The sequence below is a fragment of the Azospirillum fermentarium genome (genome assembly GCF_025961205.1).
GTDB classification, from domain to species: Bacteria; Pseudomonadota; Alphaproteobacteria; order Azospirillales; family Azospirillaceae; genus Azospirillum; species Azospirillum fermentarium.
The window spans coordinates 147605-160988 of sequence record NZ_JAOQNH010000001.1 but is presented as its reverse complement, the minus strand read 5'-3'; the positions used below and the strand labels follow the sequence as shown (position 1 = coordinate 160988).

The 13384-nt window shown below is 68.2% G+C and carries 16 protein-coding genes; 3 read left to right on the top strand and 13 right to left on the bottom strand.

The genetic code is table 11. The features are described from left to right. Positions 1-48: 48 nt before the first annotated feature. On the bottom strand, positions 49-225 hold the full coding sequence (locus M2352_RS00815; RefSeq protein WP_264662618.1) for a hypothetical protein: 177 nt from the start codon (positions 223-225) through the stop codon (positions 49-51). Between the two features lie 302 nt (positions 226-527). On the opposite strand from M2352_RS00815, the gene M2352_RS00810 reads away from it, so the two are divergent. Further along, the gene (locus M2352_RS00810; protein ID WP_264662617.1) at positions 528-1256 is read left to right on the top strand and encodes a tRNA-uridine aminocarboxypropyltransferase; all 729 of its coding nucleotides are present in this window, start codon (positions 528-530) and stop codon (positions 1254-1256) included. A gap of 25 nt (positions 1257-1281) precedes the next feature. Here M2352_RS00810 and M2352_RS00805 read toward each other — a convergent pair whose 3' ends face one another. The 9 genes from M2352_RS00805 to rmuC form a co-directional block, all read right to left on the bottom strand. Beyond that, positions 1282-2007: a CDP-alcohol phosphatidyltransferase family protein gene (locus M2352_RS00805; RefSeq protein ID WP_264662616.1), complete on the bottom strand. Its 726-nt coding sequence runs from the start codon at positions 2005-2007 to the stop codon at positions 1282-1284. A gap of 110 nt (positions 2008-2117) precedes the next feature. Continuing rightward, complete coding sequence (gene glcF / locus M2352_RS00800; protein WP_264662615.1) at positions 2118-3425, bottom strand: glycolate oxidase subunit GlcF; 1308 nt, start codon at positions 3423-3425, stop codon at positions 2118-2120. 9 nt (positions 3426-3434) lie between these two features. Further along, positions 3435-4655, bottom strand: a complete 1221-nt coding sequence (glcE, locus tag M2352_RS00795) for a glycolate oxidase subunit GlcE (protein WP_264662614.1) — start codon at positions 4653-4655, stop codon at positions 3435-3437. 16 nt (positions 4656-4671) lie between these two features. Beyond that, entirely contained in the window at positions 4672-6159 is a 1488-nt protein-coding gene (locus tag M2352_RS00790) for an FAD-linked oxidase C-terminal domain-containing protein (RefSeq protein ID WP_264662613.1), read from the bottom strand. A gap of 128 nt (positions 6160-6287) precedes the next feature. After that, the gene (locus tag M2352_RS00785; RefSeq protein ID WP_264662612.1) at positions 6288-6752 is read right to left on the bottom strand and encodes a hypothetical protein; all 465 of its coding nucleotides are present in this window, start codon (positions 6750-6752) and stop codon (positions 6288-6290) included. Further along, complete coding sequence (locus M2352_RS00780; protein WP_264662611.1) at positions 6752-7054, bottom strand: hypothetical protein; 303 nt, start codon at positions 7052-7054, stop codon at positions 6752-6754. The genes M2352_RS00785 and M2352_RS00780 overlap by 1 nt, the downstream gene beginning before the upstream one ends. A gap of 186 nt (positions 7055-7240) precedes the next feature. Then, a complete protein-coding gene (gene ykgO / locus M2352_RS00775; RefSeq protein WP_012973122.1) occupies positions 7241-7366 on the bottom strand; it encodes a type B 50S ribosomal protein L36 in 126 nt (41 codons plus the stop codon). A 94-nt stretch (positions 7367-7460) separates the two neighbouring features. Then, positions 7461-8225: a class II glutamine amidotransferase gene (locus tag M2352_RS00770; protein ID WP_264662610.1), complete on the bottom strand. Its 765-nt coding sequence runs from the start codon at positions 8223-8225 to the stop codon at positions 7461-7463. Positions 8226-8831: 606 nt separating this feature from the next. Beyond that, positions 8832-10256: a DNA recombination protein RmuC gene (gene rmuC / locus M2352_RS00765; protein WP_264662609.1), complete on the bottom strand. Its 1425-nt coding sequence runs from the start codon at positions 10254-10256 to the stop codon at positions 8832-8834. Between the two features lie 130 nt (positions 10257-10386). Between rmuC and M2352_RS00760 the strand changes: the two genes are divergently transcribed. After that, positions 10387-10944: an NUDIX hydrolase gene (locus M2352_RS00760; RefSeq protein ID WP_264662608.1), complete on the top strand. Its 558-nt coding sequence runs from the start codon at positions 10387-10389 to the stop codon at positions 10942-10944. Between the two features lie 36 nt (positions 10945-10980). Here the strand turns inward: M2352_RS00760 and M2352_RS00755 are convergent, their stop codons facing one another. After that, the gene (locus M2352_RS00755) at positions 10981-11376 is read right to left on the bottom strand and encodes a chemotaxis response regulator CheY (protein ID WP_264662607.1); all 396 of its coding nucleotides are present in this window, start codon (positions 11374-11376) and stop codon (positions 10981-10983) included. Between the two features lie 40 nt (positions 11377-11416). After that, a complete protein-coding gene (locus M2352_RS00750; protein WP_264662606.1) occupies positions 11417-11623 on the bottom strand; it encodes a hypothetical protein in 207 nt (68 codons plus the stop codon). On the opposite strand from M2352_RS00750, the gene M2352_RS00745 reads away from it, so the two are divergent. Then, positions 11622-11951, top strand: a complete 330-nt coding sequence (locus M2352_RS00745) for a hypothetical protein (RefSeq protein ID WP_264662605.1) — start codon at positions 11622-11624, stop codon at positions 11949-11951. The genes M2352_RS00750 and M2352_RS00745 overlap by 2 nt on opposite strands. Positions 11952-12097: 146 nt before the next feature. Here M2352_RS00745 and M2352_RS00740 read toward each other — a convergent pair whose 3' ends face one another. Then, positions 12098-13306: a ChaN family lipoprotein gene (locus M2352_RS00740; RefSeq protein WP_264662604.1), complete on the bottom strand. Its 1209-nt coding sequence runs from the start codon at positions 13304-13306 to the stop codon at positions 12098-12100. Positions 13307-13384 lie beyond the last annotated feature (78 nt).

Genomic DNA, 13384 nt, shown 5'->3' with positions numbered 1-13384 from the left:
ACGGGGCTGGGAGGAGGCGTTTGTCGGGGTTGCGACAAGGGCGCGGTATCAGTAAAAAGTCGCCCAATCGTGACGGTTCGGCGTGTCTTCCTCGGCCCGTTCCGCGGACGGATCGCGCCAATAGGGAATGTCATCGCTGTAGAGTGGGAGTTGCCGGGCAAATTCTGCCGATTCCTCGGCGCGCCGGCGTTCCAGCTCCCAGGCGGCGATGGTGGGGGACAGCATGGCAGGCCTCCTTCTGAGCTTTCGGAAGGCTCCGTTGGCGGCCCTTTGGCAGCCCGTGGCTCCGTTCCGACCTGATACCGTTAAACCATGCAAGACTTGGGCCTGCCCATGCGATAGGTCAAGGGCATCGAAAGATCGGGTGGGTTGGGGGGAAAGCGCTACACGGTTGGTCCGATCTGTTTCATCTTAACGACAGTCTCCTTTCCCTCCGGCGGGGGAATCCCCCTCTCCGCCGTTATCCTCCCGACCGTCCGGCATCCGCCGTCCGTTGTCCCCGTTGTTGCGAAAGACCGAGCCGCCGCATGTCCGCACCTGCCCCTTTTTGCGCCACCTGCCATAAACCCAGCCACCTGTGCATCTGCGAGGCGGTGGAGGTGCTGGACAACAAGGTGTTCGTGGTGGTCCTGCAGCACCCGCAGGAAAAGCGCGAAACGCTGAGCACCGCCCAGCTCGTCAAGCTCCAGCTCAAGAATTCGGTGATCCGCATCGGCCTGTCCTGGCCCAGCCTCAAGCGCATCCTGGGGCGGGAGGTGGATTACAAGAAATGGGGCGTGCTCTATCTGGGCACCGCCAAGCAGGGGGAACAGACCCCCGACGACGAGATCGCCGTGGTGGACCGCAACGGCAAGCCGGTGCACGGCGGTGACGCCATCCTTGCCAACCTGGAAGGCATCATCCTGCTGGACGGCACGTGGAGCCAGGCCAAGGCGCTGTGGTGGCGCAACCCGTGGCTCCTGAAGTGTCAGCGGCTGATTCTCCACCCCCATTTCCGCTCGCTCTACGGCGAAGCGCGGCGGGAACCGCGCAAGGAAAGCGTCTCGACCCTGGAGGCCGGCGCCTTCGTGCTGGCCTATATGGACGACGAGCCTGAGGTGTTCCACCACCTGATGCGGCCGTTCCAGCTTTTGCTGAAGAAGATGCGCCAGCCCCGCCCGCGGCCCCCGCGGGTGCAGGCCGCCGAGTCCGCGGCGGAGCCGGTGGCCGAGGCGCCTGTGGACACGGTTTCCGCCGTGGAAAAGGCGCCCGACTAAGCGGGAACCGGTGGAGGGGCCGCCGTCAGGCGCGGTCCGGCCCCTTCAGCGTGCGCCACGCGCACATGCCGCAATAATAGGCGGTCGTCGCCAGCCACAGGGCAAAGGGCAGCAGGGGCCGGCTGGGGTGCTCCGCCACCAGCCACACCCCCGCGGCCAGCCACAGGGCGGTGACGGCGATGTTCAGCCCCATCAGCTTGCGCACCCGGAACGGGTGCAGGAACGTGACGGTGGAAAAGGTCAGCAGGCCCAGCGCCAGCACCACCGCGGCGTTGACCCACACGCTGGGTTCCAGCAGCCACAGATACAGCACCACCACGTTCCAGATGGCGGGGAAGCCCACGAAATAGTGGTCGCCGCTCTTCATGTTCACGTTGGCGAAGCAGTAGAGCGAGGTCAGCAGCACCCATCCGGCCCCCGCCAGCCCCAGCCCGTGGGGCATCAGTCCGAACTGAGCCAGAAAGGCGGCGGGCACGATCACATAGGTCAGATAGTCGATGACGAGGTCGAGGACGCTGCCGTCGATCCACGGCAGCACCTCCTTGACCGCGGCCTTGCGGGCGAAGGTGCCGTCGATGCCGTCCACCACCAGCGCCACGCCCAGCCACAGGAAACACGCCTTGGCGTCGCCGGCAAACACGGCGTTCAGGGCCAGGAGCCCCCACAGCACGCCGCTGGCCGTCAGACCATGCACCAGCCACGCCGCCGTCCGCCGGCCCAGTCCGTATCCCGACACCACGGTTCCCCCCATCAGGTTCTGTTCGGTGGTAACGTGGCGGGGGGATCAAGTCCAGAGCGGAGCGCGCCAGGGGCTTTGCCCCCGGCACCCCCACCAAGGGCCGGCGGCCCTTGGAACCCGTCTCAGCGCCGGAACGCCGGGTGGTCCTTCACCGCGTCGGGCTTCGGCCCGCCGGTGGCCCAGTCCAGCAGTTCCACCGTGTGCACCACCGGGATGCCGGTGCCGGAGGAAATCTGCGTGATGCAGCCCAGGTTGCCCGCCGCCACCGCGTCGGGGGCCACGCTTTCGATGTTGCGGGCCTTGCGGTCGCGCAACTGACCGGAAATCTCCGGCTGAAGCATGTTGTAGGTGCCGGCGGACCCGCAGCACAGGTGCGCCTCGGGGATTTCCTTCACCGTGAAGCCGGCGGCGGCCAAGAGCGCGCGGGGCGGATCCTTGATCCGCTGGCCGTGCTGCATGGAACAGGCGGAGTGATAGGCGAGAGTCTGGCCGGTGGGCACCGACGGGGCCTGCAGCCCGATCTCCGCCATCACTTCCGTAATGTCGCGGGCGATGGCCGCCACCCGCGCCGCCTTGTCGCGATAGGCGGGATCGTTGGCGAACATGGTGCCGTAGTCCTTCACCGTCGTGCCGCAGCCGGACGCGTTGACCACGATGGCGTCCAGCCCGGCGCCGTCCATCTCGGCGATCCAGCCGTCGATGCTGGCCTTGGCCTGTTCGTGGGCGGTGTGGGTCTTGCCCATGTGGTGGGTCAGGGCGCCGCAGCACTCGGCCTTCTTCGCCACCACCACCTCCACCCCGTGGCGGGTCAGCAGGCGGATGGTGGCCTCGTTGATCTGGGGCGCCAGCACGCGCTGGGCGCAGCCGATCAGCAGGGCGACCCGCTTGACCTTGGGCGCCTGGGCCGGGTGGGTGCCGGGCAGGTCGGAATAGCTGGGGCCGGGCACCGACTTGGGCAGCAGGCCCAGCATGGCGCCGACGCGGCCCGGAAACGCCTCGGCGAAGGGGCGCACGAACGATCCGGCCAGCAGCGCCAGACGGAACAGCCGCGGGCTGGTCAGCAGCGTCGCCAGCACCGACCGCAGCGCCTTGTCGAAGGGTTTGCGGGGGTATGTCGCCTCGATGCGGGCGCGGGCGTTGTCCACCAGATGCATGTAATCCACCCCCGACGGGCAGGTGGTCATGCACGACAGGCAGGTGAGGCAGCGGTCCAGGTGCTTGACGGTGTTTTCCGGCGGCGGCCCGTCCTGCTCCAGCATCGCCTTGATCTGGTAGATGCGGCCGCGCGGGCTGTCCAGTTCGTCACCCAGCACCACATAGGTGGGGCAGGTGGCGGTGCAGAAACCGCAGTGCACGCATTTGCGCAGGATCTTTTCCGCCGTCTGCACGTCGTCGCGGGCAAGCTGGGCGAGGGAGAAATTGGTCTGCATCGTTCAGCCTCACACGCCCGCATACAGGCGGCCGGGGTTGAGCACGCCGCGCGGGTCGAAGCTGGCCTTCACCCGCTGCGTCAGGGCCAGAAGCGGGGCCGGCTGCGGCTGGAACACCCCCACCGCCGCGCGCAGCGAGTCGGGGCCGCGCACCAGGGTGGCATGACCGCCGAACGGCGCCAGGGCGCCGCGCAGGGCCGCCGCGTCCGCGTCCCGCGGCGTGGCCAGCCAGATCAGCCCGCCGCCCCAGTCGAAGAAGAACTCCACGTCGCCCAGCGCCAGCGCCAGTTCCTCCGCCACCCGCGGGCCGCTGGCCGGCGGAACCGACAGCTTCCACACCAGCGGGTCGGTATCGGGGGTGGAGGCGTGGAAGGGAGCGGCGTCGCGCACCGCCCGCCAGAAGGCCAGCGATTCGCCGCGGTCCAGCACGCCGTCGATCCCCCCCAGATCGGCGGTCAGCCCGGCCAGGCGGGCGGCCACCGACGGGCCGAAACCTTCCAGCCGGATGGCGGTCACCGCCGCGCGGGCCGACGCCACCGGGGCGATCCGCTCCGCCACCGATTCGGGCAGGTGGGCGGCACCCGACACCTCGTGCGGGCTGTGCAGGGCGGCGGTCAGGGCGCGGATGCCGTCCGCGTCGCTGCGGCCATGGAGCAGCAGGGTGCGGGTGTCCTCCGGCGCCGGCAGCACCTTCACCGTCACCTCGGTCATGGCGGTCAGGGTGCCGAAGGAGCCGGCCATCAGCTTCGGAACGTCGTAGCCGGTGACGTTCTTCACCACCTTGGCCCCGCCCTTATAGGCCTCGCCGCGGCCCGACACGCCGGCCACGCCCAGGAAGTGATCGCGCGCCGATCCCGCCGACAGCCGCCGCGGCCCGGCCAGACCGGCGGCCAGAACCCCGCCCAGCGTGCCGCCGCCCAAGGGGAGGCCGTAGAGCGGCCCCAGATCCGGCGGTTCGAAGGCCAGATGCTGGCCGCGGTCCCGCAGCATGGCCTCGATCTCCGCCATGCGGGTGGCGGGCCGGACGGTCAGGACCAGTTCTTCGGGTTCATAGGACACGACGCCGGACAGGTCCGACAGATCCAGCGCGTGGCCCGCCTGGACCGGACGGCCCAGCGCACGCTTGCTGCCGGTGCCGGTCAGTTCCAGCGGTTCGCCCGCGTCCAGCGCCCAGCGCACCGCGTCGGCAAGCTGCTCGGGCGTGGCGGGCTTGAAGGTGGTGATGCCCATGGAAGCGTTCTTTTTCTTAGAAGCGGGGAATGTCGGGGAACGGCAGCTTGCCGCCGGACACGTGCAGACGGCCCAGTTCGGCGCAGCGGTGCAGTTCGGGGAACACCTTGCCGGGATTCAGCAGCCCGTCGGGGTCGAAGGCGCACTTCAACCGTTGCTGCTGGTCCAGGTCGGCCTTGGCGAACTGATGGGTCATCAGGTCGCGCTTTTCCACGCCCACCCCGTGTTCGCCGGTCAGCACGCCGCCCACGTCCACGCACAGGGTCAGGATGTCGGCGCCGAACTGCTCCGCCGCCTCAAGCTCGCCCGGCTTGTTGGCATCGTAGAGGATCAGCGGGTGCAGGTTGCCGTCGCCGGCGTGGAAGACGTTGGCGACGCGCAGGCCATGGCGCTCCGACAGTTCCTGCATCCGGCTCAGCACCAGCGGCAGCGCCTTGCGCGGGATGGTGCCGTCCATGCACAGGTAATCGGGGCTGATGCGGCCCACCGCCGGGAACGCCGCCTTGCGGCCCGCCCAGAACAGCAGCCGCTCCTCCTCCGACGTGCTGGCGCGGGCGGACACCGCGCCATGGTCGTTGGCGATCGCCACCACCCGTTCGATCAAGTGGTCCACCTCCGCCGCCGGACCGTCCAGTTCGACGATCATCAGCGCCTCCACGTCCAGCGGATAGCCGGCGTGGAGGAAGTCTTCCGCCGCGTGGATGGCGGGGCGGTCCATCATCTCCATCCCGCCGGGGATGATGCCGGCGGCGATGATGGCGGCCACGCAGTCGCCCGCCTGTTCGTTGGACGGGAAGCCGATCAGCACCGCCCGTGCGGTGGCCGGCTTTTTCAGGATGCGCACGGTGACCTCGGTCACCACGCCCAGCAGCCCCTCGGACCCGGTGACGATGCCCATCAGGTCATAGCCGGCCTGATCCAGCGCCTTGCCGCCCAGGCGGATGACGGTGCCGTCCATCAGCACCATTTCCACGCCCAGCACGTTGTTGGTGGTCAGCCCGTATTTCAGGCAGTGAACGCCGCCGGAATTCTCCGCGATGTTGCCGCCGATGGTGCAGGCGATCTGGCTGGACGGGTCGGGGGCGTAATAGAAGCCGCGCTCGGCCACGCGGGTGGAGATGCCCAGGTTGGTGACGCCCGGCTGCGTGACGACGCAGCGGTTGTCATAGTCAACCTCCAGGATCCTGTTGAACTTGCCCATGCCCAGCAGCACGCCGTCCTCCAGCGGCAGGGCGCCGCCGGACAGCGAGGTGCCGGCGCCGCGCGGCACCACCTTGACCCCCATTTCCTTGCAGGTCTTCAGCACCTCCGAGACCTGTTGGGTGGTGGAGGGCAGCACGACCACCAGCGGCAGCGCGCGGTAGGCGGTCAGCGCGTCGCATTCATAGGCGCGCAGTTCGGCTTCATCGACGATCACGCCTTCGCCCGGCACGATGGCGCGCAGGCGGTCCACAAGCTCGCGGCGTTTGGCGATAATGTTCGGGTCCGGCGGGGGCATTTTCATGCCGTTCTTTTCCTCCCCAGGGAGCTTTTCAGTCCGATGGTTGCGTGCGGTGGCTGACGGCACGCTGCCGGGCACGAGTGGTATCACCACTTATCCCCGCTCCACAAGACCGAAAGGAGAAGAAACGTCTATCGCCGCCGGTTGAAGATCAGATGAACCAGAAAGGCCCGGCGCTCGGTGGCATCGGCGGCGTTGAAGGCGGTGATGGCCGATTCGGCCTGGGTCACCAGCGCCAGCGCCTCGGGCCGCGACGTGCGGTAATCGGGATCGTAGTCGGCCTTATGGCGCTCTTTCTGCAAGGACACGAAAGCGTCGGCACAGGCGTTGAGGGAAGGGGAGAAACTTTGGCGGCGTACCTGCTCACAGGCCGTGCGTGCCGTTCCGTGATCCAGGGCACGATACACCTGTACCCAAGCGGGAGAATGAGGAACCTTGGATTCAGCCCCCACCAGCCGGTTGGCGGCGTCACGGGCCAGAGTGTGGAACAGCGCGTAATAGGCCGTGCTGACGGCGCGCCGCAAATCCGATTGCAGGGGACGATTCGGTGTGGCCGTCGCCAGACGGCGGGCCGTGCGTATCCAATCCTGACTCATCAGGATTCGATCAGCGGGCGGTTGTCGTCGATGTGATGATGGATCAGGGGAAACCGCTCCTCCCCCTTGTTCCACAGCAGCGAGCGCAGCCGGGTGGTCAATCCCGCCAGCTTGGCGATTTCCACCGGGGGGCCTTCGATCTCGTAATCGGCGTCGATGTCCAGCACCGTGTCGTCGTCGTGATCGACCACCGCCTGGATGCGCAGCCCCTTCAGCCCGAACGGCTTCAGTTCCGGTTCCAGAAAGGCGCGAATCGTCTCGCGCAGGTCGTCGGAAACCGTGGTGTCGTGATGGGGGCGCATGGGGGCCGGTCCTTGCTCGTGCTGGGGGGCTTGTGGTGCGGGCGTCCTTGGCAGGAAATATAGCCGCCCGCGGCGCCATCATCAACCGCACCCCCTGGAAACGCCAAAAACCGCGCCAGAGGCTGGCGCGGTTGCAAGCGTCGGAACCCGAGCGGGCCGGGGATATCCCCGGCCGGGCGCCTGATCTCAGCCCTGGCGGGCCTTGAAGCGGGGGTTCTGCTTGTTGATGACGTAGACGCGGCCCTTGCGGCGGATGACGCGGCAGGCCTTGTGACGGGTCTTCATCGACTTCAGAGAATTGACGATCTTCATGACAGGTAATCCTGAACGGTCGGCGGCGGGTTCGTAGGGCGCGGACCATAGTGCGCGTGCCGCCGCCTGTCAACCTCAACCAACAAAGCCGTGGTCACAGAAGAAAGGGGGTATCGGCCATGTCTTCGTCCAGCAACAGCCCGTGCCCGTCTTCCACCGCCACCCAGTCGGCGTTGTCCTGGTCCAGCGGTTCCGACACGATCACCACCTGTCCGTTGCGCCGGCGCCAGTACAGGCTGGGCGGCTGCCGGTCGCTGGCGTAGCGCACGGCCACGATGCGCCGTCCGTCGGTCAGCGCCGCGGTCAGGCGCAAGGGCTCGGTGACGCCCGCGTCCTCCATGGTGCGGCGGACGGTGGCGGCGGTGGCGGCGATGGCGCGCAGCGGATCGTCCTCCAGCCCATGGAGGAACAGCAGCAGGAAGAACAGCTCGCTGTCGGTCGCCCCCTGGCGGGCGGTGTAGAGATCGTCGGTCAGCAGCGATTCCAGCCGGCGGCGTACCTGTCCCCACCCGCCGATCTGGCCGTTGTGCATGAACAGCCAGCGCCCCAGGGTGAAGGGGTGGCAGTTGACCCGCGCGGTGCCGGTGCCGGTGGACGCGCGCACATGGCCGAAGAACAGGGGCGAGCGGATGTGGTGGGCCAGTTGCCGCAGGTTCTGGTCGTTCCACGCCGGCAGCGTTTCGCGGTAGACGCACGGCGTGTCCCGGTCGCCGTACCAGCCCACGCCGAATCCGTCGCCGTTGGTGGTGACGGCAGCCTTGCGGCAATGCAGGCTCTGGCGGACCAGGGAGTTTTCCGGCTCGAACAGCAGGGTTTCGAGGAAAAGCGGCGTTCCGCGGTAGGCGATCCAGCGGCACATGGGACGGCGGCACCTGTTTTCCGGCAGCGCGAGGGCCCCGTCATACCCCCGCCATGCCGGGGCAGGCAAGCCGTGCACGTCTGATCGGCAGGATAAGGAAGAGTTGGTGCGGACGGCGGGACTCGAACCCGCACTTCCAATGGAAAGCAGATTTTCGTACCACCTCGGCTTTCGCCGCCCCCGCCGGGCCGGCGGGGTTCGTGGTCTGGACTATCCCTTCGCCATGGACCGTTCCGGCCGTTAGGCGCCGCCCGTCTAGTCTCTACACCTTCCCGGGCGATCCCCAAGGTCTCGTCCGGGCTTGGCTCGGGATTGGCAGGGTCGGGACCAGGGTTGGCCCGACCGTCAGCGTTCCCCGACTTTGAGCGGTTCTACGTCCCGCGTTTCCACGGGCGCACTCCAATTGGTAAAGTCTGCTGTGTCTACCGGTTCCACCACGTCCGCACTGTTGAGGATCGTGCCCGCGTCCCAGAGTTGCGCCCTGACGCGAGCGGCACGCACCGACGGGGGTGGATACCCGCTTATGCGTGTGCGGTCAAGAACATCCACCACTGTCTAACGCGGCGGGGGCGGTGGGGGTGTCATGCAGATGCCGCGGCGGCATGGTCACGCGGGGTCTTCCTCCCCCTGCACCTCCACCCCCTGCACCGGGCGGGTGGTGCGGTCCAGCGGTTCCAGGGCGGGCAGGGCCGCACCATCGGGCACGGCGTGCAGGTCGCGGAAGCGGCGGGCGGTGACCAGCACGCGGGATTCCAGGCTGCCCACCGCACCGTTGTAGCTGGCGACCGCCTTGTCCAGCTGCGCCCCCAGCCGCCCCATGTGGGTGCCCAGGTCGCCCAGGCGCTTGTAGATCTCGGCGCCCAGCGCGCTGATGTCGCGGGCGTTCTCGGTCAGCTTCTCCTGCCGCCAGCCATAGGCGACGGCGCGCAGCAGGGCGATCAGGGTGGTGGGGGTGGCCAGCACCACCCGGTGGTCCATGCCGGCCTCGATCAGCGCCGGGTCGTGCTCCAGCGCGGCGGAGAAGAAGTTTTCCCCCGGCAGGAACAGCACCACGAATTCCGGGGTGTCGGGGAACTGGTCCCAATAGGCTTTCGCACCCAGCTGCTTCATGTGGTCGCGCACATGGCGGGCGTGGCGGGCCAGCGCCTGGGCGCGGGTGGCATCGTCGCCGCCGTCGATGCCGTCGAGATAGGCGTCCAGCGGCGTCTTGGCGTCCACCACGATGGTCTTTCCCCCCGGCAGCCGCACCACCATGTCGGGGCGCAGGCGCTGGCCGTCGCGGCTTTCCACCGTGGTCTGTTCGGTGAAGTCGCAATGGTCCAGCATGCCGGCGATCTCCACCACCCGGCGCAACTGGATCTCCCCCCAGCGGCCGCGGGCCACGGGGGTGCGCAGGGCGCGGACCAGGGCGCCGGTTTCCGCGCGCAACTGGCCCTGGCTGTCCATCAGGGCGATGACCTGCTGGCGCAGCCCCTCGTACGCCCCGGCGCGGGCCTGTTCCATGGCCTGGATCTGGCCGTCCATGCGGTCCAGCGAGTCGCGCACCGGGGCGACGATCTCGGCAAAGGCGGCGTGGCGCCGCTCCAGCTCCCCCTTCGCCTGCTCCTGGAAGCCGGACAGGGTTTCGCGGGCCAGATGCAGGAAGCTCTCGTTGTTGGCCCGCAGCGCTTCCGACGACAGCGCCTTGAAGCTGTCGGCCAGCGCGCTCTGCGCCCGTTCCACCACCGCCAGCTTTTCCGCGGCGGCCAGACGCTCCTTGGACAAGGTGGTGGCAAGCTCGGCGTGGCGGGCCCGCGCTCCGGCCAGATCGGCCTGCAGCCGGGCGATGGTGCGGGCGTTTTCCCGCTCCGCCCCGCGCCATTCCTCCTCCCGCCGTTCCATCATCGCCAGCCGGGCGGCCAGTTCGGCGCGGACGGCGGCGTCGTGGGCGCGGACGCGCAGATGGGCGGAGCGGGCCGCCAGCCACACCACACATCCCCCCGCGGCCGCCCCCAGCCCCAGCGACAGGCTGTCGAACGCCAATTGCATCATGGACCTGCTGCCCCCCGTAGACCGGGCGCAGACTACACGAGGAGGGTTGCGGGGAACAAGACCGGAACGAAGATGGTTCCGACCTTTGGCCGGCTTGCCCCTGTGACGGTCCCGGTCCATATGGGTGGCCATGTACGACGATCCGCCCCCCATCGGCCCGCGTGTGCGCTGCATTCCCCCCGGCGAGGACCGGGAACGGCTGCAATGCCCCGACTGCGGCTACATCGCCTATCAGAATCCGCTGATCGTGGTGGGATCGGTGGCGGTGTGGGAGGACCGCATTCTGCTGTGCCGCCGGGCCATCCCGCCGCGCAAGGGCTATTGGACCCTGCCCGCCGGCTTCATGGAAGAACACGAGACCACCCGGCAGGGGGCCGCCCGCGAAGCGTGGGAGGAGGCGCGGGCGCGCATCGACGTGGGCGGGCTGCTGGCCATCTACGACATTCCCCGCATCAGCCAGGTGCAGTTGATCTTCCGTGCCCATCTGGTCACGCCGGAGATCGCGGCGGGGCCGGAAAGCGAAGAGGTGGGCCTGTTCCGCTGGGACGAGATCCCGTGGCGGGACATCGCCTTTCCCACCGTCCACTGGTCGCTGCGCGAGCATCACGCGCGGCTGGGGCAGGATATCTGCATCCCCGCCGTCAATCCCCCGCCGGAAGTGGCCGCGCGCTGGGAAACCATGCTGTGACCGTCCCGTCCGGGACGGTCACGCCGGACGGGATCCTTATGCCGGTTCGGTGACGCCGAACACGGTGGAGATCTTGGCCCGCAGGGTTTCGGCGTTGAACGGCTTGACGATGTAGTTGTTCACGCCGGCCTTCTTGGCGGCAACCACGTTTTCCGTCTTGCTTTCGGCCGTGACCATGATGAAGGGAATGGACGCAAGCCCGCTGTCGGACCGCATCGCCTTCAGCAGTTCCAGCCCGGTCATGGGTTCCATGTTCCAGTCGCTGACCACCAGATCGAACCGCCCGCCGGAGCGCAGCTTTTCGAACGCCTCGCGCCCGTCGGCGGCTTCGGTGATATCGGAAAAGCCGATCTGGGTCAGCAGGTTGCGGATGATCCGCCGCATCGTCGTGTAGTCATCGACGATGAGGATGCGCAGTTTGGGGTCGAGCATCACGTCTCCTGGCTTGCGGAACAGGATGGGGAATGAGGGATTACGCCGCGGTGGTGGGGCGCAGGTTCATGGACACGACCATGTTGCGGGCGCTGTCGTCTTCCAGCCCCGTCATGGCCGACAGCAGCATGGCGGCGGCGACCACCGCTTCCTTGTGTGCGGTCAGCAGCGACAGGCCGCGGGCAAGGGATTCCTGCGCCGCTTCGTGATAGGCGTCATCCACAAGGCTGCGGATCGATGCGTCCATGATTCCCATCGTCAACCCCGTCCGTTCGATCATGAGGCCCGCAGTCTTCCATCCGGTGCCGCTCTGGGGTGAGACGGGGCGTGGGGTGACGGGGCGCATTTTTGATCAGTCAAAAGCAATTCCCGTACCGGGTGTGACGCCGCATGGCTCCTTTGCGTTTCTGGATTGCAACGGGGGCGGAAAGCCCGAGTCGCGCGGGCTTTCGCGGAGCTTTGCCGCAGGTGTGATGCGGATGGAGCAAGACAGAGGCGCGCTTTCACGAAGGAAAGCCGCCGTGCCGTTTCATTCTGCAGTGCGTTTTGCAAACAAGGAAATCGCAATTTCATAACTGCGAAACAAATTCCTAACTTTCGTCAATTCTTGCAGTCGGCGAAATGGTTAATTCGTATTCAATATTGATTCGTCGAGCGAGAAATAACGCTGAATCCTGAAATTATCCGCAATTTCCTTGATGGATGTTAAGTCATGGTGGATTCAGGGTGCTGGGAATTTTGCGATGATTTGCTGCGTCTTTCCGCCGCGCTGCACCGTGATGGGCAGCCACGTTCCGGGTGTCTGCCGCTGGACCAGGGCGGTCAGGTCGGCGGGGCTGGTCACGGGGCGCCCGGCGGCGGCGGTGATGCGGTCGCCGGGCTTCACCCCGGCCCGGGCGGCGATGCTGCCGTCCTGCACGGCGGCCACGCGGACGGCGCCGTCCGCCGGCTCCAGGTTCACCCCCAGCCGCGGGCGGGGCGGGGTTTCGGCGGGGGAGCGTGCATCGGGGGCGATACCGAACACGGCGTCGGCCACCCGCGGCCCCTGGCCGGTGAGTTCGGCGCAATCCTGCCCCGTTTCCCACGGCAGCAGCACCTGGGTTCCACCAATGCCCAGCGCCGCCAATTGGTGCGGGATGCCGTGGCCGTAGCGCAGATGGCCGGACCCGGCCAGCGCCACCACCGTGCGTCCGGTGCGGCGGTGGGCGGTGGCGATGGACTCGGCCATGGCCCGGTCCCACAGGGCCTGAGCCTGGGTGAAGCGCTGGAAGCGGGGGGAGCCGCGGTCCACCGCCGCGCCGTGATGGGACATCACCTCGGCCAGCTCGCCGATGTAGGCGGCGGGCAGGGGGGCGGGGTCGCCCACCCCTTCGCGGGCGTCGGCGGGAATGGCGTCCCATCCCTCCTTGGCGGTGCGCGACACCAGGGCGCGGTTGACGTTCAGCGCCACCAGCGGCAGCCGGTGCATCCGCGCGAAATGCAGGACGGGCAGGTAGAAGGCGGCGTCGAAGCCCCACACCTCGGTCCAGCCGCTTTCCTTGAGGAACGCGGCCTCGTCCATCGCGCCGGCCACCCAGCGGTCCAGCACCGGCTGGCGGGAGCGGGGCATCATCTCCAGCCCCACCGCCAGGTTGGGGTTGACGGCGTGCAGGGCGGCCAGGGTCTGGAGCTGCCAGCGGTGCTGTTCGGCGCTGTCGTGGCGTTCGCCCAGCAGCACGGCGGGGGCCGATGCCGCCCGGCTCAGCACGGCGTTCTGATCCACCGGCTGCCCGGCCCCGTCGTACCACCGGCCCGGCGCGGCGCAGGCTGTCTCCGCCCCCGTATCGGACGCGGTGGCCACAGTGCAGCCGGCCAGCAGCGTGGCGCCCAGCAGGGCGGCGGTCAGGGCGGTGACGACGGTCCGGTGGGGCGCCAAGGGGAAGGTCTCCATGCACGAAGGGTTCTTGCCAAGGTTGGGCTGCGGCGGGCCGGGGTCAATGCCGTTGTTTGGAATCCGGTTGCCGGGAAG